Below are 19,960 nucleotides of genomic sequence, written 5' to 3' on the forward strand. Positions count from 1 at the left end.
TTAACGATTATATTGCGTAATTTTGAACAACAAATATTAGATAATCTAAATTCTTCACATGAAATTTTTTATTGATACAGCAAATCTTGATCAGATTAAAGAAGCTCAAGAACTAGGTGTTCTTGACGGGGTAACTACTAATCCATCTTTGATGGCTAAAGAAGGTATTACCGGGAGAGAAAATATTTTAAAACACTATGTTGACATCTGTAACTTAGTTGACGGTGATGTAAGTGCAGAAGTTATTGCTACTGACATTGACGGAATGATCAAAGAAGGTGAAGAGTTAGCAGCACTTCACGAGCAGATCGTAGTTAAGATACCAATGATCAAAGACGGTATTAAAGCTTTAAAATACTTTAGCGACAAAGGAATTAAAACCAACTGTACATTAGTGTTTTCAGTAGGGCAGGCGTTGCTTGCTGCTAAAGCTGGAGCTACTTACGTATCACCATTCTTAGGACGTCTAGATGATATCTCAACAGACGGACTTCAATTGATTTCAGATATTCGTTTGGTTTATGATAACTATGCGTTTGAAACACAAATTTTAGCAGCATCTGTACGTCACACTATGCACGTAATTGATTGCGCTAAATTAGGATCAGATGTTATGACCGGACCATTAAGCTCTATTGAAGGTTTATTAAAACACCCTTTAACTGATATAGGTCTAGAGAAATTCTTAGCAGATTATAAGAAAGGGAATAGCTAATCCTAGCTTTTAGATATACTAGAAAAGCCTGCATCACGCAGGCTTTTTTTATGAATTTTCTTTAACGGAGTAAGATCTTTAAATTGATTGTTTCTAATGTTCACTTGCGTGATTCACTATGCGCTATTGATTCAAAGCTTCTAAAAGTTCTTGCTCAAAGTTAGAGCTGAATATGTTGGCATGCGCGTTGATGATAATCCCATTGCGGTCTACGATAAACGTTTTCAGCAAGCTGTTTAGCGCTAGATCTTCTGCTAATTCATCAAAAGAATCTTTAAAATAATACTGTTTTGCACTATCAAAATTATAACGAGAAACCGTGTTCTGCCAATTGTCATAACTATCATTGACATTTATGGCGAGGTAAGAGTACTCGGGATATTTTTGTTGTAGTGAAGAGGCAAGTTTCTGCGCTCTGATGGCGTGCGATTTTCTGGAAGATGACCAGAAGAAAATAAATGTTGGTTTATTGATAATACGTTCAAAACTTAAAGTATCATTATCAAAATTTACCAGTTTTTCGTTAGGGATACGCTTACCAGTCTCTATATTCTTATTGGATTCGTATAGTTCCTGTATAATCACTTTATCATCTTTAGAAGCGATGCGCTCCATATACATGTCATACAAGGTTTGTCCACCTTTTTTGTCGTTACTGTTTGCCAGGTAATCGCGTATGGTTCTGGTGAGTAGAAAGCTTTCAACAGAGTCGTTTTCGATTTGAGAATCAATCAACCGCAACTTGTGCAAATTATGTGTAAAGGATAACGGATCGTAGGCCTCTTGCTTATAATAGTCTTTAAAGGCTGCCTGATTGAAATAATTGATCAAAAAACGCTGATAACTGTAAAGCTCTAACAGACTCGCATCATTAAAATCTGCATCCTTTCGATAATCGAAAAACGACTGCGGAAGACTTTCTAAAAATGCTACCCGGTCTACACCAAAATGTGACATTGGGTAAACTTCTTTACGCGCGTAAAAATCGTAATTTACTACGGTTTCGGCTATTTTTTCAAAATAGGCATCTGCTTCATTTTTCTTTAAGAAGTCTTGAAGAATCTTCTCACGCTCTGCTTTGAGCAAGGCGATGCTTTTGCTAAAGGTTTCCGGGTCTTGCTGATAAATCTCATCCTGAAGCATGAGCTCATTCTCGTGTTCATTAAGCAAGAAAAGTTCGACTAGTAAGTTGTTGCGAGGAGCACCAAAACCCGAAAAGGTCAAGGTTTCGTCAAACTCGTAGGTGTTCACCCGTAACATTAAACTGTCGTTGGGCTCGATAAATATGATTTGCCCTTCGTTATGAAATATTTGATAGAGACCCTCTTGTGGATTTTCAATCTTGTATAAAAAACGGTTGTTTTGATCTAACTTAATGCTGTCAATAAGCCTGTCGTTCTTGCGCAGAAGCACAAAATTAGAAGTGGGATTTACGATTTCTCCTCCCAAGTACGTTCCGGATTTTGCTTTATGCGTTTGCTCAGAGCAACCTAGTAACGATAGGGATAGAAAGGTGGCTAAAAGTAGCTTAACGCTCATAAAAGATTGAGATAGAGGTAATGCAATAGGTTAATTTTTAAAAATTGCTCAAATGTATAAGGGGCGATTAATCTAGGCTGTTAATTGCACGTTAAATCACAATATTAAAAAGTTAATGTTTCTTGTTTTACGGTAATAGCTGTACTTTTGCAAATCACAATAAAATCAGGCTTTAAGCATATGTTATCAGTATCAAATTTATCTGTACAGTTTGGAAAACGCGTATTGTTTGACGAAGTAAATGTCTCGTTCACTCAAGGCAATTGCTATGGAATTATAGGTGCAAATGGTGCAGGAAAATCTACATTTCTAAAAATTATTTCAGGCAAAGAAGATCCTACAAGTGGTCACGTGCACTTGGAGCCGGGCAAAAGAATGTCGGTTTTAGAGCAAGATCACTATGCTTACGATGAGCATACTGTTTTAGAAACGGTTTTGATGGGGAACAAGCCCTTATTTAAGATCAAGACGGAAATTGATGCGCTGTATGCTGATTATTCAGACGAAAATGCTGAGCGTATCGGGGAGCTTCAAGTAGAGTTTGAAGAGATGAATGGGTGGAATGCAGACAGTGATGCTGCGGCTTTATTATCAAATCTAGGGATAACCGAAGATTTGCATTACAGTCTGGTAAAGGATCTTGATGGTAAGCAAAAGGTACGTGTGCTTTTGGCGCAGGCACTTTTTGGCAATCCAGATGTGTTGATTATGGATGAGCCTACTAACGACCTTGATTATGAAACGATCAACTGGTTAGAGAATTTCTTGGCGAATTACGACAACTGCGTCATTGTGGTATCTCACGACCGTCACTTTTTAGATGCGGTATGTACACATATTTCTGATATAGATTTTGGAAAGATTTCCCATTTCAGCGGAAATTATACTTTCTGGTATGAGTCTTCTCAATTGGCTGCTCGTCAACGCGCGCAACAAAACAAGAAGGCTGAAGAAAAGAAAAAGGAGCTTGAAGAGTTTATTCGTCGTTTTAGTGCAAACGTAGCAAAGAGTAAGCAGGCAACGTCCCGTAAAAAGATGATTGATAAGCTTAATGTAAATGAGATCAAGCCATCTAGCCGAAGATATCCTGCTATTATTTTTGAGCGTGAGCGCGAAGCAGGAGATCAGATTTTAAATGTGGAGAAACTAGCATCTTCTATTGATGGAGAAGTTTTGTTTAAAAACGTTAATCTCAATCTAGCTAAGGGTGATAAAGTTGTAGTATATTCTAAAGACAGTAGAGCAACCACTGCATTTTATGAGATCCTAAACGGTAAGCAAAATGCGCTAGAAGGAAAGTATGAGTGGGGGGTGACTACGAATCAGTCTTATCTTCCTGTAGATAATCAAGAGTTTTTTGATAACGAATTGACTCTAGTTGATTGGCTGCGTCAATATGCAAAAACCGAACAGGAGCGTGAGGAAGTTTATTTAAGAGGTTTCTTAGGGAAAATGATCTTTTCGGGAGAAGAAGCGCTTAAAACTTCAAATGTATTGTCAGGGGGTGAAAAGGTTCGTTGTATGTTAAGTCGAATGATGATGCAGCGTGCAAACGTATTGATGTTTGATGAACCTACTAACCACTTGGATCTTGAATCGATCACGGCGATCAATAACAGTCTGAAGAATTTTAAAGGGACTATTTTGTTGACCACAAGTGATCACGAGTTTGCGCAAACAGTGGGTAATCGTATTGTTGAATTAACTCCAAAAGGTGCAATAGATCGTTATCTTACATTTGATGAGTATATGAATGACCCAAAGATAAAAGAGCAACGCGAGCAGATGTACGCTGTAGAAGCGTAAGCTTTCAGTTGAATAAGAACAAAAAAAGATCCGTGGTCTGTACCACGGATCTTTTTTGTTTTAAGAGAACGTTTGTTCTTACTTTTTTATGAAATGTCGTACGAGCGTATAACCGCAGAAAACCGCAATAAAACTACTCAAGAGTATACGATAAGTGGGCAAATCTTCTCCTTGAGTGAGCGGATACAAGCGCCATAGTGAATAAATAAGTAAACCGGCATTTAATGCGAGATTGAAAAAAGAGCGCTTCGGCTTTTCTTCTTTTTGAATTAATGGCCGCTCGCCTTTACGCTCAGTGGTTTGCTCTTTCAAGCGGCTTTGCGTAGCCTGCTCTTCTAATTCGGCATCGGTGAACTTAGGTTCTGAAGTGGATTTTTCGATAATATGTTTCGCTCTTAATAGGTTATCCTTTTCTACAAATAATAATACGCCGCGATCATAGTCACTGCCAAAACCGGCACGGATGGCACTCTCGTGATCATTGCGAACGACGCTGCTGATACCGGCGCCTTCCAATTGTGATTTTAGGTGGTTTACATTGATTTCAGAGCCTGTATATACACGCTCATACTTTGAATCTTTAATCATTGTGCTTTATCATATTGACACTTCCAGATGGCGGTGTTGAAGTTTTTTCCCAACGCAAAGCCGTAGTAGATCACCACAGCGGCGATAGATTTAAACATAAAAAAGAAAACCATCGCATCTTGACTTAAGCTTTGCTCCGGCGCAAACAGGCCATCAGGAACTAGTACCGTAGCTAAAATACTCGAAAGCATAATGGTAAAAACCAGTGTTTCAAAAGTTTTAAAAGGCCACATTAGCAATTTGCGTAACGGGTGCAGGTCATTGCCCCATTTATGAATAAGATAATAATACCCATTACCCATTGGTGCAAATAAAAGCGGATCGTCTGTTTTGCTCAAGACAAACATTTTTGACGGAGCCATTATTTTGAAGTTAGAAAGGCTAGTTTCATGTGCTTCTTCCAGATGTTTGATTTCGTCAAGAGCTTCCTGAGGATAGGTTCCTTTAAAAAAATGCGTGTCTAAAAACCGAAGCCTGTAGTCCACGCAAATTCTTTTAATGCTTTTTTCGTGAAATATGCGTTCTGTATCAAGTTTGTCAAAAACAAAAGCAGTTGCCGTAGTATCACCGTTTTGTTGCTTGAGCTTGTCTAAAATAGGCGCATTGTTAGCGGGTGTGTTCTTAAGAAATTGATTAACCCAGTTTATGATTTTTGATTCTCCAGCATTGGTGTTTAGACGTTGTTCACGAAGCAATTTTTCGTGAATGTTGGTTCTTTTTAACAGCATCATTCTTCTTTTTAAGTCTTAAAGTTAACTATTTGAAGACTAAAGCACAACACGCGAAATGCTAAAAAATCTAGCGCAATTCAGCGTTTAAGCTTTTCTCAAAGCGCTGCTGCAATTTGTTCATGATTTTATCAATTTCTTTATCAGTTAGGGTTTTGTGTTCGTCCTGAAGCGTAAAACTCACAGCATAACTCTTTTTCCCTTCCGGAAGGTTTTCACCCTCGTACACATCAAACAAGGCTACATTTTGCAGTAGTTTTTTCTCTACCATAAAAGCTTCCTGATAAATCTGATCAAAGGTCACTTCCTGATCTAAAAGCAACGCAAAATCACGTCGTACCGCCGGATTTTTAGGTATTGGCACAAATTTGATCGAATTCTGTTGAACCAGATCTAAAATGGTATCCCAATTAAAATCAGCAAATAGGACTTCTTGCTCAATATCAAAATGCTTACGAATAGCTTTAGAAACCAAGCCAAAAGAAACCACTTGCTTTTTCTGTACAGTGTACTCTAACCCTTCAGAAAATTGAGCATCTTTTACTGGTTTTACCTTCCACTGGGCAATACCTAATCTTGAAAGCACAGCTTCAACACTTCCTTTTAAATCAAAGAATGTAGTGTTTTGTTGTTGCTGAAACCAGTTTTCGGCATTTTGCTTTCCGCTTAAAAGCAGCGTTAAATGCTTATATTCTTCACGGCCACCCGGGAAGTTATGATAGCTTTTTCCGAATTCAAAAAGTTTTAAATCCGGTTGTCTGCGGTTGCTGTTAAAAGCCACAACTTCTAATCCGCTAAACAGCAAAGATTGACGCATTACCGAAAGATCTGTACTCAACGGATTCAGCATCGTTACGTTATAATCTTCTTTAAAAGCATCGTTTAAAGAAGCGTATACCGGAGAGGTCAGAGAATTATTCAGAATTTCGTTAAATCCTAAGGACGCCAATAACGTACCGGTTACTTGCTGAATTTTATGATCTGCAAAGCGGCTGCTTTTTGAAACCGAAGCATTAAGCTTTGACTTAAATTGAATTTTGTTGTAGCCGTAAACGCGTAAAATTTCTTCAATAACATCTACCTCACGGGTAACATCATTACGGTATGCTGGGATGGTCATTCCAATACCAGATTCTGTAATATTATTGATCTTGATATCTAGAGAAGACAAAATAGATTTTATGGTCTCTTTTGGGATTGCTTCTCCAATGAGTTTTTCAGCACGATCAAAATTGAGCACTACTTGATGATCTTCAATCTTTTTAGGATAGAAATCCACCACGTCACTTGTTACTTCGCCACCAGCACACTCTTGAATTAACAAAACGGCACGTATTAGTGCGTATTCTGTAATATTAGGATCAATACCGCGCTCAAATCTAAAAGAGGCATCGGTATTCAGTGCGTGACGCTTAGCCGTTTTACGTATGCTTACAGGGTCAAAATAGGCACTTTCTAAAAATATAGAAGTCGTTTCTTCGGTTACACCGCTATGCTCACCACCAAAAACACCGGCGATACACATAGGTTTTTCAGCATCGCAAATCATTAGATCTTCCTCGTGCAGTTCACGCTCAATACCATCAAGAGTAGTGAATTTTGTACCTGCAGCTACCGTTTTAACATTGATCTGCTTTCCGGCAATTTTTGCCAAGTCAAAAGCGTGAAGGGGTTGCCCTAGTTCGTGCAACACGTAATTCGTGATATCAACGATATTATTTTTTGGGGTAAGTCCAATCGCTTTAAGCCTGTTTTGAATCCAGGCCGGTGATTCTTTTACGGTTAAACCGCTTAAGGTGATTCCGCAATAGCGAGGTGCTTTTTCATTATTTAAAACCTGCACGCTTATTTTTTGGGTGCGGTTATCAATTCTAAATGAACTCGTAGAAGGCGTGATGAATTCAGGATGCACACCAGACTGAATAAGTCCTGCACGTAAATCGCGCGCGGTACCCATATGACTCATCGCATCTGCACGGTTGGGGGTCAAGCCAATTTCAAAAACATAATCATCTTCAACTTCAAAGATTTTAGCAAGCGGAGTCCCCGGTTTTAGATCTTCTTCTAAGATCATAATTCCATCGTGACTTTCACCAAGACCAAGTTCGTCTTCAGCGCAAATCATTCCATTACTTACTTCGCCGCGAATCTTTCCTTTTTTAATTTTCCAAGGCTCACCTTTATCATCATAAAGTGTTGTACCCACAGTTGCAACAGGAACTTTTTGACCGGCGTCAACATTGGGTGCTCCACATACGATTTGTACCGGTTCACCATCACCAAGATCTACAGTGGTAAGTTTTAGACGGTCAGCATTGGGGTGTTTAACGCACGTAAGCACGTGCCCAACCACAATACCTTTTAATCCTCCTTTTACACTTTGAAAAGCTTCTATTCCTTCAACCTCAAGACCTAAGTCTGTCAATAAATTACCGGTTTTTTCGGCTTCCCAATCAATATTAATAAACTGTTTTAACCAGTTGTAGCTTATTTGCATTCTTATAATTTTGAAAGGGCAAATATACTATTTACCCTGCTTTTTTACTCAAATACTTGGGGTTAATCACGACTTTATCTACCGTGTTTTTCAATAGAAAAATCTTGAAAGGTGTTAGGAAATATAGTTCCAGATATTTTTGAATTTCATGACCTGCGCATAGGTTTTGCGTATGGGTAAATTTTCGGGCTGTGCCAATTGCGGATCTTCTTTAAGCAATGCCGAAGCATAATTGCGCGCAATTTTCATAACTCCGTTATCCTTCACAATATCAGCGATTTTAAGGTTAAGCACCCCACTTTGTTGCGTGCCCATAATATCGCCGGGACCGCGTAGTTTAAGATCTACTTCGGCGATCTCAAAACCGTCATTAGTTTGCGTCATCGTTTGCAGGCGGGTTTTTGAATCTTCAGAAAGTTTATGGCCGGTCATCAAAATACAGTAACTCTGGTCTGCACCGCGGCCTACACGCCCACGTAGCTGATGCAGTTGTGACAGCCCAAAACGCTCTGCACTTTCAATGATCATCACCGAAGCATTGGGGACGTTTACACCCACTTCGATCACGGTAGTGGCGACCATAATTTGCGTTTCACCGTTTACAAAGCGGTTCATCTCATAATCTTTGTCTGCAGGTTTCATTTGTCCGTGCACGATCGAGATTTGATAATCGGGCATCGGAAATTCACGTGCGATGCTTTCATAACCATCCATCAGATCTTTATAATCAAGCGCTTCACTCTCTTGAATAAGTGGATAGACGACATAGATCTGTCGGCCTTTTTTGATCTCATCGCGAATGAAGCCGAAGACTTTCAAACGGTTGTTATCATAGCGATGCACGGTTTTAATGGCTTTTCTTCCCGGAGGTAACTCATCGATCACCGAAACATCAAGATCACCATAAACACTCATCGCTAACGTACGCGGAATGGGGGTTGCTGTCATTATCAAAATATGCGGCGGCAGTTCATTTTTGTGCCAAAGCTTGCTGCGTTGCGCTACACCAAAGCGGTGTTGCTCATCAATAACGGCAAGTCCCAGATTTTTAAACTTTACTTTATCTTCAAGCAGCGCGTGTGTTCCTATTAAAATATTCAGGCTGCCATCTTCTAAACTTTCATGAATTTCTCGGCGTTCTTTGGTCTTTGACGAACCGGTAAGAAGGGCGATTTTAATATTTAGTTTTTCGCACAATTCACTGATTCCCTGAAAATGCTGAATGGCCAAAATCTCGGTAGGAGCCATAAGGCAGGCTTGAAAATTGTTGTCTAGCGCAATCAGCATCGTCATCAAGGCAACGATGGTTTTGCCGCTTCCCACATCTCCCTGAAGCAGGCGATTCATCTGTGCAGGTTTTCCCAGATCGTTACGAATTTCTTTTACCACTCGTTTTTGAGCGCCGGTGAGTTTAAAAGGTAAATGTTTATTGTAAAAAGTGGTAAAATAGTCTCCGATTTCCTCAAAAGCGTAGCCTTTAATTTTTTGTTTATGCAGTTGGTTTTTTACTAAAAGCTGCAACTGAATAAAAAAGAGTTCTTCAAATTTCAGTCGAAATTGCGCCTTTGCCAGTTTTTCTTGCTGCTGCGGAAAGTGAATATTAAGATAGGCTTCCCGACGCGAAATCAACTTCAATGTATTTCTAATGGATTCAGAAAGAGATTCTTCAATACTCTTATGCACTTCTTGAAAAAGCGTTTGCATCAAGCCATTCATCACGCGGTTAGTGATTCCTTTATTGCTTAGTTTTTCAGTTGAAGGGTAAACCGGTTGCATCGCAATGCGCAGGCCTTTTTTATGTTCTTCAAGTAATTCCAGATCGGGATGTGCGATCGAGTAGGAGCTGCCAAAACGTTGCACTTTTCCAAAGGCGACATAGGGCACGTTTATTTTTAGGCTTTCTCGTATCCATTTTAACCCTTTAAACCATACGAGCTCCATTGCGCCGGTTTGATCGATAAAGGTTGCGACCAAGCGTTTTGACCTTCCTTCTCCTGCGGTTTTGATATGTGTGACTTTGCCAATAATCTGTACATCGGCGCTTGTAGGTTGCAACTGACTAACCGTGTAATATTGCGTTTTGTCAATATAACGATTAGGGAAAAGGTTAAGCAAATCCTGATACGTATGGATCCCCAATTCTGAGCGCAACAAATTAGCCCGGTTGGGGCCAACGCCTTTGAGATAATCTATAGGAGTCTGAAGTTTACTACTCATGAATTAGATAAGCGCTTGTATATTTTTTTTCCGATGAAAACTAAAGTGATACCTGCTAATAGCGCTACAAATAATCTGATGCTGTTTAGTATTTTGATAAGCATAGTCGTAGCTTCATCTGCGGACTGCATTTCATGTAAAGCACTCAAAAATTGAGTACTGAATACTAGTAGTACTCCAGAAGCAATGATAAAGAAAAGCACTGTTGCGATTTCTGATTTTTTCTGAATTAAGAGTTTTAATCCGTTTCCTGAAAAGAGTAAAAGGCAAAATATTCCCGGGAAAATGTATAGAACAGAAACTACATAATAGGTATCGTCAATGTTGATAGCGGTAGTTTTTTCTACACTAAAACCCGAAGCGCCAAAGAATAGCAATTGAAGCGCGGCAGCTATCACAAGTAGTAGGATTAAAAAAAAAGGTTCGCGTTTTAGCATTGCTACTCATTTTAGTTTGCTCTAAGATCAAACCGTTTGAAAGATAATGTACTCTAAAAAGTTTTCCTTTCAGGCTATTTTCAGCCTAGAATGATCTTGATAAACGAAGATATAAAACCCAATTATTTTATTCTCGTATTCGGTACACTTAAAACAAGCAGGTTTGAATTCAAATCCTTAATTTGGCAGCCTATTCATTAGATTGATTTTATGAGATTGATTTTTTCGCTTATCGCAGCATTTTTGATAAGCACCACGTACGCCCAACAAACCGAAACGGTTGACTTTGAACGCATATATGCACTGCTTGATTTTGACTTTGCCAAGTCTAGTGTTACCGGTAAAATGGAGATTAAATTTACCATGAAAGCTAATGCAGATTTTGTTTATCTGGATGCTAAAAACATCGCAAAATATGAGGCACTTCTTAATAGTAAGATCGTCCCAACACATACAGATGAAGGTCGCATCATTTTCACCCAAAGTTTTGAGAAGGGTAAAACCTATAATTTGATGCTTAATTATACGGCACAACCTAATAAGGCGCTATACTTCGTGAATAATGGCGGTTTTCAGCAAATCTGGACACAAGGTCAAGGGAAATATACTTCTAATTGGTTGCCGAGTATTGACGATATGAACGATAAGATCGAGTTTGACCTTTCTATTGTAGCGTATCCGGGGCAAGAGGTGATTGCCAATGGTGTTTTAAAGGAAAAAGAAGAAGTTGAGGATAAATTCATTTGGCATTATGAAATGTCAGAGCCTATGTCTAGCTATCTGGTAGCAGTTGTGCTAGGCGATTACCGCAAGCAAAGCCGTAGATCTGATTCTGGTGTGCCCATTGATTTGTACTATTATCCTGAAGATTCACTTAAAGTGATGACCACCTACAAATATTCTGATGATATTTTTGATTTTTTAGAGGAAGAAATTGGGGTCCCTTATCCGTGGCCGGTGTATAAGCAGGTGCCCGTAAAGGACTTTCTATATGCAGGTATGGAAAACACTACCGCAACCATTTTTAGTGATGCCTATATGGTAGATCGCAGCGGTTTTACAGATCGTAATTATGTGAATGTAAATGCGCACGAACTCGCGCATCAATGGTTTGGAGATTATGTGACTGAAACTTCAGGAACACATCACTGGCTGCAAGAAGGTTTTGCAACCTATTACGCGTTGTTAGCCGAAGCTGAAGTTTTGGGAGATGAAGTATATGCGTGGAAACTGTTTCAGTCTGCAATGCAACTAAAAGCAATGACTGATAAAGGAAACGGCGAAAGCCTGCTCAACCCTAAAGCAAGTTCGCTTACGTTTTACGAAAAAGGTGCCTGGGCACTGCATATGTTGCGTAAACAAATAGGAGACGAGGCATTTAAAACTGCTGTGAAAAATTACCTTAATGCGCATAAATTCAGCAATGTAGAAACCGAGGATTTTCTAGCGGAAGCACGTGCTGCAAGCGGTCAGGATTTACAAGCATTTGAACAAAATTGGTTGCAAGCAGCCGACTTTAGATATGAGGAAGCGATCGCGACCTTACAAGATTTTCCGGTGATTCAGCGCTATAAGCGCACGGTAGATTTACGCAAGCTTTCTTATGGGCAAAAATCACAGAAACTTTTTGATCTGCTAGCATTGCCTGATAAATACTCGGGTCCTGAGGCTATTTACCAACTCGCAGATGTTTCTCCAGCTGCTGCCGGTCGCATTTATGAGCGCGCGTTTTATACTAATAACCCTTGGGTACGACAAGCCATCGCGCAAACGGTGACTAAAGTTCCCGCTGCTATGAAAACCAATTATGAGCGTTTACTGAATGACGATTCTTATATTACGAGAGAGCTTGCTTTTATGAACTTATGGACGTCCTTTCCTTCAGAAAGACATAAATACTTAGATAAGATGAAGGGGGTTCAAGGGTTTTCTAATCACAATGTGGAGATCTTGTGGTTGGCTTTGGCGATTTCTACTTTAGACTACGAAGAGGCTTACATTAGAGATCATTTTTTCCGATTAACACGTTATACGGGTAATAGATACTCTTTTGAAACCCGTGAGCAAGCTTTTACTAAGCTGTATCAGTTGCAGTTGTTTGAACCCAAAAGTTTAAAAAACCTCGTGGAAGCTTGTTTTCATCACAATTGGCGTTTTGCACAAACTTGTCGTCAAATTCTTGATGAGGTAGTGAAAAATGCAGATTATCGCAGAGAGTTGAAAAAGCTAGATATTTCTGATGAAAAAGAAAAACAACTTTTAGCCGAAAAATTGACCTGATGCGCGCATTAGTTATTTCAGGAGGAGGTAGTAAAGGCGCATACGCCGGCGGTGTGGCTCAACATTTGATTGAAGAGCAGGGACACAAATATGATTTGTTCTTAGGCACTTCAACCGGTAGTTTGCTAATCTCTCAACTTGCAAATAACAATATCAAGCGTGCGTATGAAGTATATACGCAGGTCAACCAAAACACAATTTTTAATGTCAATCCTTTTAATATTAAAAAGCGTGGTGATCGGGAGTATGTCTCCATTAACTATTGGAATACGGTCTGGCAATTCATCAGACGGAAGCGTACGTTTGGGGAGAGCAAAAACCTGCTGAAAAATATCAAGAAAAATCTCTCTAAAACCGAGTTTGAGCAGATAAAAAAACAGACGGCAGATGTGGTCGTGACCGTTTCAAACCTCACCAAAAATACTGTGGAATATAAATCGATTCGCAATTGGGATTATGAAGATTTTTGCGAGTGGATCTGGATCAGCTGTAACTACATTCCGTTTATGAGTTTGGTGAAAAAAAATGGCTTTGAGTATGCTGATGGTGGTTTTGGGTGTATAGTGCCTATTCGTGAGGCTATACGCCGCGGAGCGACCGAGGTGGATGCGATTATTCTGGAGTCAGAAAATATGGAGTACAACAAGGTCTTGGGCAACAATCCCTTTTCATTGATGGTCAATCTTTTTGGGTTTTTGATGGATCAGGTAGAATACCACGATGTGATCGTAGGTAAGTTAGCTGCAATCAACAAAGACGTACCTTTGAATCTGTATTATACCCCGTCAAAACTAACGGAAAACAGTCTGATTTTTAATAAAAAGCTGATGACCAATTGGTGGCAGCAAGGTTGGGATTACGCAGCCGCAAAAGCCAAACAGGCTCAGGAGAATAAACTTCGCGAGTTGCCCGAAACAGAATAACTTCTCTTTCTAAAGCGCTAGTTTACAGTAATTGTTTTGGTGATAAATTCTGTTTCTGAAGACTTGAATTTTAAAGTATAGCTTCCTTCGGTTTCCGCTTGAAAAGTATAGGGCGCTGTACGCGTTGGGATATCCATCGTACACATACTGCAGGTGTCATAAATAGCTTCAACCTCAATTGTAATTACGTTGCCGTCTTCAGTTTCTGTAAAAGCATTAAACTGCCCACAGCCATTATTCACCGGGAACGAAACGCTTAGCTCAAGTTCATCGCCTGCCGCAACTCTAGAGTCCCCTGTTACTTCAGAAACATAGGCAATATTAGTTTCGGTGCAGCTTTCTTCATCGGTTGCTTTTGAGGAAGCGTCACAACCAGAAATAAATAAAAGTGCTGCAAGTAATAAAGTACAGAAGAGTTTCATAGGCTTCGTTTCTTTTCAGATGCCGAAGCTAAACAAAGGTTGCGTGGTGCGTATCTCTATTTTGAATTAATTAACGCATTTAATTACATCGTCTAATCCTTCTTCATCTTCGCTCAAAACCACAAGCGTATCGCCGGCATTGATCACTGTTGAGCCTTTTGGAGTCAGGAATTTATCATTGCGTTTAATCATAGCAATGATCGCATTTTTAGGAAAGCCCAAGTCAATGATCTTTGTGTCAGCCGCTTTACAGTGCGGCGAGATCTTGATTTCCCGCATCGCTGTTTTTGGAATTTCAGAAATAAGATGATTCATATTACGCTGTGCTTTGCTTTCTTCGGGCAAGCCTACTTTAAGCCATTTTGCCACCACCGAAAGCGTGGTTCCTTGAATAAGCACGGAAGTCAGTGAGATAAAGAAGACAATATTAAAGATCATATTGGCCTTGTCTATTCCGGCGAGAAGGGGATACGTCGCAAATACAATGGGCACAGCCCCGCGCAATCCCACCCAGGAAATATAAAATCTGCGGCGCATTTTCATCTTAAAAAATGCTAGACTGATAAAAACTCCAACAGGTCGCGCGACAAAAATGAGGAATAGCGAGATCATTAGACCAATCCCGATATAAGGGATCACTTGCGTGGGAAAGACGAGCAGCCCTAACGTAAGGAACAATACGATCTGCATCAACCAAGCCAATCCATCAAACATTTTTAAAATGGTTTGTTTATGAATTAAATCTTGGTTGCCTAGATAAACCGCGCAAATATAAATAGCAAGGAAGCCGTTACCCCCAATAAATTCAGTTGCTGAAAAGGTGATGAACATTAAAGCGATCACTAAAACAGGATAAAGTCCTTCAAAACCTAATTCGATCTTATTGATTATGAGTTTACTGAATTTCCCAAAAAGAAACCCGGCAATTCCACCAATGACCATTTGCTTTAAAAGCATAGGTATAACAGAAATCAAACCTTGATCTTGATTGATCACTAAAGTTAAAAACGCAATGGTTAATACATATGCCATCGGGTCATTACTACCGCTTTCAAGTTCAAGCGTTGGGCGCAAATTGGTTTTTAGCGCTAGACTTTTTGATCGCAAAATGGAAAACACTGCTGCAGCATCAGTAGACGATACAATAGAGCCGAGGAGCATACTCTCATAAATGGTAAAATCTGTAACATAATACACAAAGCAGCCTAAGGATACCGCTGTTAATAGCACGCCGGCTGTAGATAATGCCAGGCCTTCCCGCAAAATAGGTTTCACTGAAGACCACTGCGTGTCTAATCCCCCCGAAAATAAAATGAAATTAAGGGAGACAATACCTATAAACTGTGCTATTTGCGGATTGTCAAACTGAATGCCTCCAATTCCATCAGAGCCCGCGATCATCCCGATTCCTAAAAATAAAATCAGCGTAGGAACCCCAAATTTATACGAGGTTTTACCAACTATAATACTTATTAGGAGTAAAACAGAGCCAATGAAGACAATATTTTCGATGGTTAAATTCATAGGGTATCAGTTTTGGAGATGCGTTTGTTAGCAGGCTAATTTAAGCGGAAGTCATTATTCTATACGTTTTCCTTCGGTGGTAAAGGAGAGGCCTTGAGTTCCTCGGGTTGAGATCATTATTCCTTCAAAAAGCGGATCAGTAACTGAAGCATCATCGAGCCAGTTAAAAATGAAATTTCCTCCGGTGCCTCCGGTTTTATCGCCTTCTTCAATTATGATTTCTACAGTTTCCAAAGGTTTTAAAACAATAGGGAAATCAAAATAGGTATGAATGAGTTTGCCGGTAGTATCATAATAAGCACCTTTGGTCAAATATACAGCCGCGGTCTCGCTCGTATTTCTTAAACTCACGGTTACCGTTAAATCGTGCGTGAGGTGTTCTGAAGTACTATAAATCTCAGAATAAATGCCCAGATAGGTTTTTGCGGGTTTTAGGCTGTCTTGATTAGTAATAGTAGCACGACGTTTTTCCCAATTTATGGGATTGATTGAGCTGCTTTCTTTTTTTTGCTCATCACATCCCACGAGCAAGAAAACAATGGTAATTAGGGAAAGAAGGTAGCGCATAGCATAGTTTTTTAACCGAACAACTCTTGAACTTCAGCCTTAAGATAGTCTAAAGCAAGCGAAGTAGGATTCTGTGACTCGTCAAAATTTGTTAAAATATACTCGCGAATATCTTGAGCGCTCTGGAGCTGCGTATCAGCAAGTGTTTTTCTCAGTTGTTGGATCAAGGTATTTTTAGCAGATTTAATCGCGGCCCAACATTCGTTAGAAACATAAACCTGCTGCGTTAGATTATGTTCAAATTCTTGCTCAATTGTCGCTGCAAGCAAATCTACATACGCCTTTTTATCCTCGCCGGTGGGTTTTACTCTGATGAGTAATTGCAAAGGTGAGATACGCTCTAAAAATAAGGTGAGCCGCTCATAAGCTTGTAGTCTTATGGGTAAAGCTTCGGTTTGTGCTTCCTTATGCAAAATAAAGCGCCTTCTGTTTTCTTCGTTCTTTAAAAATCCATCAAAAAAGTAATAGGCGAGTAAGCCTACAACCACCGCCGGAAGCACCGGTATCAAAATGTCTAAAATATCATTCATAATTAATAGCGTACGTCTTCAAATTGTTTTTGGCCACTTTTTTCAGATTTCACGGTTTCTCTATCGTAATGCCCACCTAAATACTGGCAGTTTAATAAAGAAGACATACCTTCAAAAGGGACTTCAACTTTATGATAGGTAAAACAAGCCGCCAGCGTCTGACTCAAGTTTTTATCGCCTAAAGTTAAGTCAACATCTTCAGTTGTCAACTGGCATGGGTGTTCATAACCACAAGCGTGCGTGATCTCAAGCAATTCTTTTCTAAAGTTTTTAAAGTAGAAGTTAGTCCGTACTGCTTTATCTTCGATATTGATTCCTGATTGCAACCACTTATTTTGTGTAGCAACGCCACTAGGGCAGGTATTGTTGTGACATGCTTTTGCCTGAATACAACCTATAGAAAGCATAGCTTCACGAGCCACATTGATCACATCGGCACCCATCGCAAAAGCCATTGCACCTTTTGCCGGAAGTCCTAATTTTCCACTTCCTATAAAAACAATACGATCTGTAAGATGGTGTTTTTTAAAGATCTTATACAGATCACTAAACGCATACACCCACGGAAGCGAAACGTGATCGGCAAAACTTGGAGGAGCCGCACCGGTACCTCCTTCACCACCGTCAACCTGAATAAAATCTGGACCTTTATTGGTTTTTACCATCAGCTGAGCCAGCTTTTCCCAATCTTGAAGTTTTCCTATCGCAGCTTTAATTCCAACAGGAAGACCGGTCGCTTCGGCAATTTGTTCTACAAATTCGATCAAGCCTTCAACACCATCAAAAGCCGTGTGAGTCGCAGGTGAGATCACATCTTTGCCCATAGGCACGTGGCGTATTTCAGAAATTTCCTGTGTGATCTTAGAGGCCGGAAGCACGCCTCCTTTTCCGGGTTTTGCGCCTTGCGAAAGTTTTACTTCAATAGCTTTGATCTCAGGGTTGGCTTCAACAAGAGCAACCATTTTTTCCAAGGAAAAATTTCCGTGCTCATCACGAACGCCAAAGTATCCTGTACCTATTTGATAAACGATATCAGCACCTTTTTTGTGATATGGAGAAAGACCTCCCTCACCGCAGTTATGGTACGCGTGAGCCAGTTTACACCCTCGATTAAGCGACTCGATCGCTCTGGCGGAAAGTGAACCAAAACTCATTGCAGAAACATTGATCGCCGAAGCTGGGCGATAAGGCTTGCGCCGCTTGTTATAGGCTCCCATCACTTTTGCACAAGGAAGAAAATACGGATTCTTAGCATTGGGATGTTCCGGTGGAACTTTAAAGCCCATCATCGCATTGTTGATGAAAATATAGTTGGCTTCATAAATGTTTTGGTCGGTACCAAAACCTTCATAGTTGTTTTGGTTTTTTGCCGAAGCATAGATCCAGCCGCGTTCGATACGGTTAAACGGAAGTTCTTCGCGGTTGTTGGCCACAATGTACTGCCGCAATTCTGGACCTATACTTTCTAGCATATAGCGTATGTGGCCCACGATTGGGAAGTTGTGCGTTATAATGTGTTTTTTATTGAAAAAAACATCGCGAATGCCTATGATCACTAAGACGATGAGTATCCAGGCCCACCACGGAATCTGCGCTAAAAAAGTAAAAAAATCGTTCATATCGGGTATCAAAATTCAGGGTTCAAACTTACTATTTCGGCGAGTATCTAAACGCCGAAATGCGTAGAATTTAAGAATTTTTAACCCAAAAGCATTACTTGCCTACATGTTTCAAATAGAAGGCATAATCTTCGTGTGCAACGTTGCGGCCCAGTTCTAGACCGGCGATATTATCGGCTTGTATGTGATAGCCACCCATGACTCTGGAAATTCCAGCCATTTCTCCTGCTTTAGTAAAAGTTGGAAATTTAAGTGTGATCGTATCGCCTAGATGTTTAGGTTCGGTAAGCGCTCCGGCAACAAGTGTGGCTTCAGCACCAAAAGTATCACTTCCGGTCCAAAGTTTTAAAGCTTCAGCACAACCACCACTTATAGTACTGTGACCAGAAGTATAACTGGGAAAGGGCGGACACAAAAAGTTATCCGGAGAGTAAGGGCGCCACTGGCTACCATCCATCTCTATCATTCCAATATCTTTTCCGCCCCAGGCGGTGATTGTTTTTCCGCTGTAATATTCGTGCACTAAAGCATAGGGACGGGCAAAATCATAAAACATTTTAGAGTCCCAAGAGGCGATAAATGCATCCATTGCTACCATCTGATTATAAAAGTACATTTTGATATCTTGGTCAAGAGTGTGCTGATCCCGGCGTGATACAAACTGAGCAAAATTGAGCCAGTGTCCGGCTTGCTGCACAGATTTTGGTCCGTCACGCATAAATTCAACGAGTGCTTTGTCTGCATCGCTTAAATTGGCCTGAAGCATGACAACCTCATCTACTTGAGTTTTTAATTCCTCAGAACCGATAAGCGGAGGAGGTCCGGGTCTGAACTGATCACCAGATTTTAAACCAATAGGTTTTACTTTATCCCAATACGGAGTTAAGCATCCGGGTGCATATTTTTTACCGTTATTATCGGTAAAATATTTAGGTTGCCAGCGGTTGGGATCTACCATAATCGTATCTGAATTTACCGGCTTATAGCCAGTGTAATCAAAATAGGTAATTCCGTCTGAGCCGGTTTCTTCTCCATATTGATTGGCGCCATCGCCGGTACGGGCTTCAATCACTGCTTTTGCTGCTAGATTTCCAATACCTACGGGAGTTGATGCATCTGTACTTTCATCTTTAGGATCTAGGCCTAGCGTGTTCATAAATTCAGCGAACATCGGTTGGTCTTTAGGATAGTATTCGCACATTGCGCGATAGGCAGCATAACTGATAGCGATCTCTTTGCTGCGAAGATTGTGTTCTTTCGCAGGCGTGCGATCAACATTTTTAAGGTAAACTGGTGTAGCCGCCGCATCATATCTCGACCACGCGTCAAAGGTTGCTGTAAAAATTAATCCTAAAAACCGGGAGGTCACCGTGGGTCTGGGATTAAACCATTCAGTGTCGTGAGCGGTAGCTTCAAGCGCAAGAAAACCCCATTGGTAAGCGATATTCTCGCTACCTACAGGGTTTTGTAGTTGAGTTAATGATAAGGGTTCAGCTTGTTTACATCCTAAGATATTTAAAAGCAAAAAGCAGAGCAATAAGGGTACTCTTTTCATAAAAGGTATGCGT

16 protein-coding genes are annotated in these 19,960 nt (G+C 40.2%); 4 read left to right on the top strand and 12 right to left on the bottom strand.

What is annotated here, in order from left to right; genetic code table 11:
* Positions 1 to 58: 58 nt before the first annotated feature.
* Positions 59 to 715, top strand: a complete 657-nt coding sequence (gene fsa / locus BUA96_RS15595; protein ID WP_009779592.1) for a fructose-6-phosphate aldolase — start codon at positions 59 to 61, stop codon at positions 713 to 715.
* A gap of 123 nt (positions 716 to 838) precedes the next feature.
* Here fsa and BUA96_RS15600 read toward each other — a convergent pair whose 3' ends face one another.
* Positions 839 to 2,254 carry a TlpA family protein disulfide reductase gene (locus BUA96_RS15600; protein ID WP_128755738.1) on the bottom strand — a complete coding sequence of 472 codons (1,416 nt, stop codon included), beginning with the start codon at positions 2,252 to 2,254 and terminating at the stop codon, positions 839 to 841.
* Positions 2,255 to 2,434: 180 nt separating this feature from the next.
* Between BUA96_RS15600 and BUA96_RS15605 the strand changes: the two genes are divergently transcribed.
* On the top strand, positions 2,435 to 4,060 hold the full coding sequence (locus tag BUA96_RS15605; RefSeq protein ID WP_072984675.1) for an ABC-F family ATP-binding cassette domain-containing protein: 1,626 nt from the start codon (positions 2,435 to 2,437) through the stop codon (positions 4,058 to 4,060).
* Between the two features lie 78 nt (positions 4,061 to 4,138).
* On the opposite strand, the gene BUA96_RS15610 is transcribed toward BUA96_RS15605, so the two are convergent.
* From BUA96_RS15610 to BUA96_RS15630, 5 genes are all read right to left on the bottom strand, one after another.
* On the bottom strand, positions 4,139 to 4,648 hold the full coding sequence (locus BUA96_RS15610; RefSeq protein ID WP_072984677.1) for a DUF2007 domain-containing protein: 510 nt from the start codon (positions 4,646 to 4,648) through the stop codon (positions 4,139 to 4,141).
* Entirely contained in the window at positions 4,645 to 5,379 is a 735-nt protein-coding gene (locus BUA96_RS15615) for a hypothetical protein (RefSeq protein WP_084673190.1), read from the bottom strand. Before BUA96_RS15615 ends, BUA96_RS15610 begins: the two co-directional genes overlap by 4 nt.
* A gap of 67 nt (positions 5,380 to 5,446) precedes the next feature.
* Positions 5,447 to 7,873: a phenylalanine--tRNA ligase subunit beta gene (gene pheT / locus BUA96_RS15620; protein WP_072984681.1), complete on the bottom strand. Its 2,427-nt coding sequence runs from the start codon at positions 7,871 to 7,873 to the stop codon at positions 5,447 to 5,449.
* Between the two features lie 114 nt (positions 7,874 to 7,987).
* Positions 7,988 to 10,090 carry an ATP-dependent DNA helicase RecG gene (gene recG, locus BUA96_RS15625; protein ID WP_072984684.1) on the bottom strand — a complete coding sequence of 701 codons (2,103 nt, stop codon included), beginning with the start codon at positions 10,088 to 10,090 and terminating at the stop codon, positions 7,988 to 7,990.
* Positions 10,087 to 10,527 (bottom strand): hypothetical protein, encoded by a 441-nt coding sequence (locus BUA96_RS15630; RefSeq protein ID WP_072984686.1) that lies wholly within the window; start codon positions 10,525 to 10,527, stop codon positions 10,087 to 10,089. The genes recG and BUA96_RS15630 overlap by 4 nt, the downstream gene beginning before the upstream one ends.
* Positions 10,528 to 10,737: 210 nt before the next feature.
* Here BUA96_RS15630 and BUA96_RS15635 point away from each other — a divergent pair, with 210 nt between their 5' ends.
* Together BUA96_RS15635 and BUA96_RS15640 are read left to right on the top strand one after the other, a co-directional pair.
* On the top strand, positions 10,738 to 12,807 hold the full coding sequence (locus tag BUA96_RS15635; RefSeq protein ID WP_072984688.1) for a M1 family metallopeptidase: 2,070 nt from the start codon (positions 10,738 to 10,740) through the stop codon (positions 12,805 to 12,807).
* Positions 12,807 to 13,730 (top strand): patatin-like phospholipase family protein, encoded by a 924-nt coding sequence (locus tag BUA96_RS15640; protein ID WP_072984690.1) that lies wholly within the window; start codon positions 12,807 to 12,809, stop codon positions 13,728 to 13,730. The genes BUA96_RS15635 and BUA96_RS15640 overlap by 1 nt, the downstream gene beginning before the upstream one ends.
* A gap of 17 nt (positions 13,731 to 13,747) precedes the next feature.
* Here BUA96_RS15640 and BUA96_RS15645 read toward each other — a convergent pair whose 3' ends face one another.
* From BUA96_RS15645 to BUA96_RS15670, 6 genes are all read right to left on the bottom strand, one after another.
* On the bottom strand, positions 13,748 to 14,152 hold the full coding sequence (locus tag BUA96_RS15645) for a hypothetical protein (RefSeq protein ID WP_072984693.1): 405 nt from the start codon (positions 14,150 to 14,152) through the stop codon (positions 13,748 to 13,750).
* A 66-nt stretch (positions 14,153 to 14,218) separates the two neighbouring features.
* A complete protein-coding gene (locus BUA96_RS15650) occupies positions 14,219 to 15,676 on the bottom strand; it encodes a potassium/proton antiporter (protein WP_072984695.1) in 1,458 nt (485 codons plus the stop codon).
* Positions 15,677 to 15,730: 54 nt separating this feature from the next.
* Positions 15,731 to 16,243, bottom strand: a complete 513-nt coding sequence (locus tag BUA96_RS15655; RefSeq protein ID WP_072984697.1) for a DUF3124 domain-containing protein — start codon at positions 16,241 to 16,243, stop codon at positions 15,731 to 15,733.
* A gap of 11 nt (positions 16,244 to 16,254) precedes the next feature.
* Positions 16,255 to 16,773 carry a DUF7935 family protein gene (locus BUA96_RS15660; RefSeq protein ID WP_072984699.1) on the bottom strand — a complete coding sequence of 173 codons (519 nt, stop codon included), beginning with the start codon at positions 16,771 to 16,773 and terminating at the stop codon, positions 16,255 to 16,257.
* A gap of 2 nt (positions 16,774 to 16,775) precedes the next feature.
* The gene (locus tag BUA96_RS15665) at positions 16,776 to 18,392 is read right to left on the bottom strand and encodes an FMN-binding glutamate synthase family protein (RefSeq protein WP_072984701.1); all 1,617 of its coding nucleotides are present in this window, start codon (positions 18,390 to 18,392) and stop codon (positions 16,776 to 16,778) included.
* A gap of 94 nt (positions 18,393 to 18,486) precedes the next feature.
* Positions 18,487 to 19,947, bottom strand: a complete 1,461-nt coding sequence (locus BUA96_RS15670) for a vanadium-dependent haloperoxidase (protein ID WP_072984703.1) — start codon at positions 19,945 to 19,947, stop codon at positions 18,487 to 18,489.
* Between the last annotated feature and the right edge of the window lie 13 nt (positions 19,948 to 19,960).

It is taken from the genome of Leeuwenhoekiella palythoae (assembly GCF_900130045.1).
Classification (GTDB): domain Bacteria; phylum Bacteroidota; class Bacteroidia; order Flavobacteriales; family Flavobacteriaceae; genus Leeuwenhoekiella; species Leeuwenhoekiella palythoae.

Coding starts and splice junctions, on each gene's coding strand:
- fsa (WP_009779592.1), top strand. CDS start 59: ATGAAATTTTTTATTGATACAGCAAATCTTGATCAGATTAAAGAAGCT.
- BUA96_RS15600 (WP_128755738.1), bottom strand. CDS start 2,254: ATGAGCGTTAAGCTACTTTTAGCCACCTTTCTATCCCTATCGTTACTA.
- BUA96_RS15605 (WP_072984675.1), top strand. CDS start 2,435: ATGTTATCAGTATCAAATTTATCTGTACAGTTTGGAAAACGCGTATTG.
- BUA96_RS15610 (WP_072984677.1), bottom strand. CDS start 4,648: ATGATTAAAGATTCAAAGTATGAGCGTGTATATACAGGCTCTGAAATC.
- BUA96_RS15615 (WP_084673190.1), bottom strand. CDS start 5,379: ATGATGCTGTTAAAAAGAACCAACATTCACGAAAAATTGCTTCGTGAA.
- pheT (WP_072984681.1), bottom strand. CDS start 7,873: ATGCAAATAAGCTACAACTGGTTAAAACAGTTTATTAATATTGATTGG.
- recG (WP_072984684.1), bottom strand. CDS start 10,090: ATGAGTAGTAAACTTCAGACTCCTATAGATTATCTCAAAGGCGTTGGC.
- BUA96_RS15630 (WP_072984686.1), bottom strand. CDS start 10,527: ATGCTAAAACGCGAACCTTTTTTTTTAATCCTACTACTTGTGATAGCT.
- BUA96_RS15635 (WP_072984688.1), top strand. CDS start 10,738: ATGAGATTGATTTTTTCGCTTATCGCAGCATTTTTGATAAGCACCACG.
- BUA96_RS15640 (WP_072984690.1), top strand. CDS start 12,807: ATGCGCGCATTAGTTATTTCAGGAGGAGGTAGTAAAGGCGCATACGCC.
- BUA96_RS15645 (WP_072984693.1), bottom strand. CDS start 14,152: ATGAAACTCTTCTGTACTTTATTACTTGCAGCACTTTTATTTATTTCT.
- BUA96_RS15650 (WP_072984695.1), bottom strand. CDS start 15,676: ATGAATTTAACCATCGAAAATATTGTCTTCATTGGCTCTGTTTTACTC.
- BUA96_RS15655 (WP_072984697.1), bottom strand. CDS start 16,243: ATGCGCTACCTTCTTTCCCTAATTACCATTGTTTTCTTGCTCGTGGGA.
- BUA96_RS15660 (WP_072984699.1), bottom strand. CDS start 16,773: ATGAATGATATTTTAGACATTTTGATACCGGTGCTTCCGGCGGTGGTT.
- BUA96_RS15665 (WP_072984701.1), bottom strand. CDS start 18,392: ATGAACGATTTTTTTACTTTTTTAGCGCAGATTCCGTGGTGGGCCTGG.
- BUA96_RS15670 (WP_072984703.1), bottom strand. CDS start 19,947: ATGAAAAGAGTACCCTTATTGCTCTGCTTTTTGCTTTTAAATATCTTA.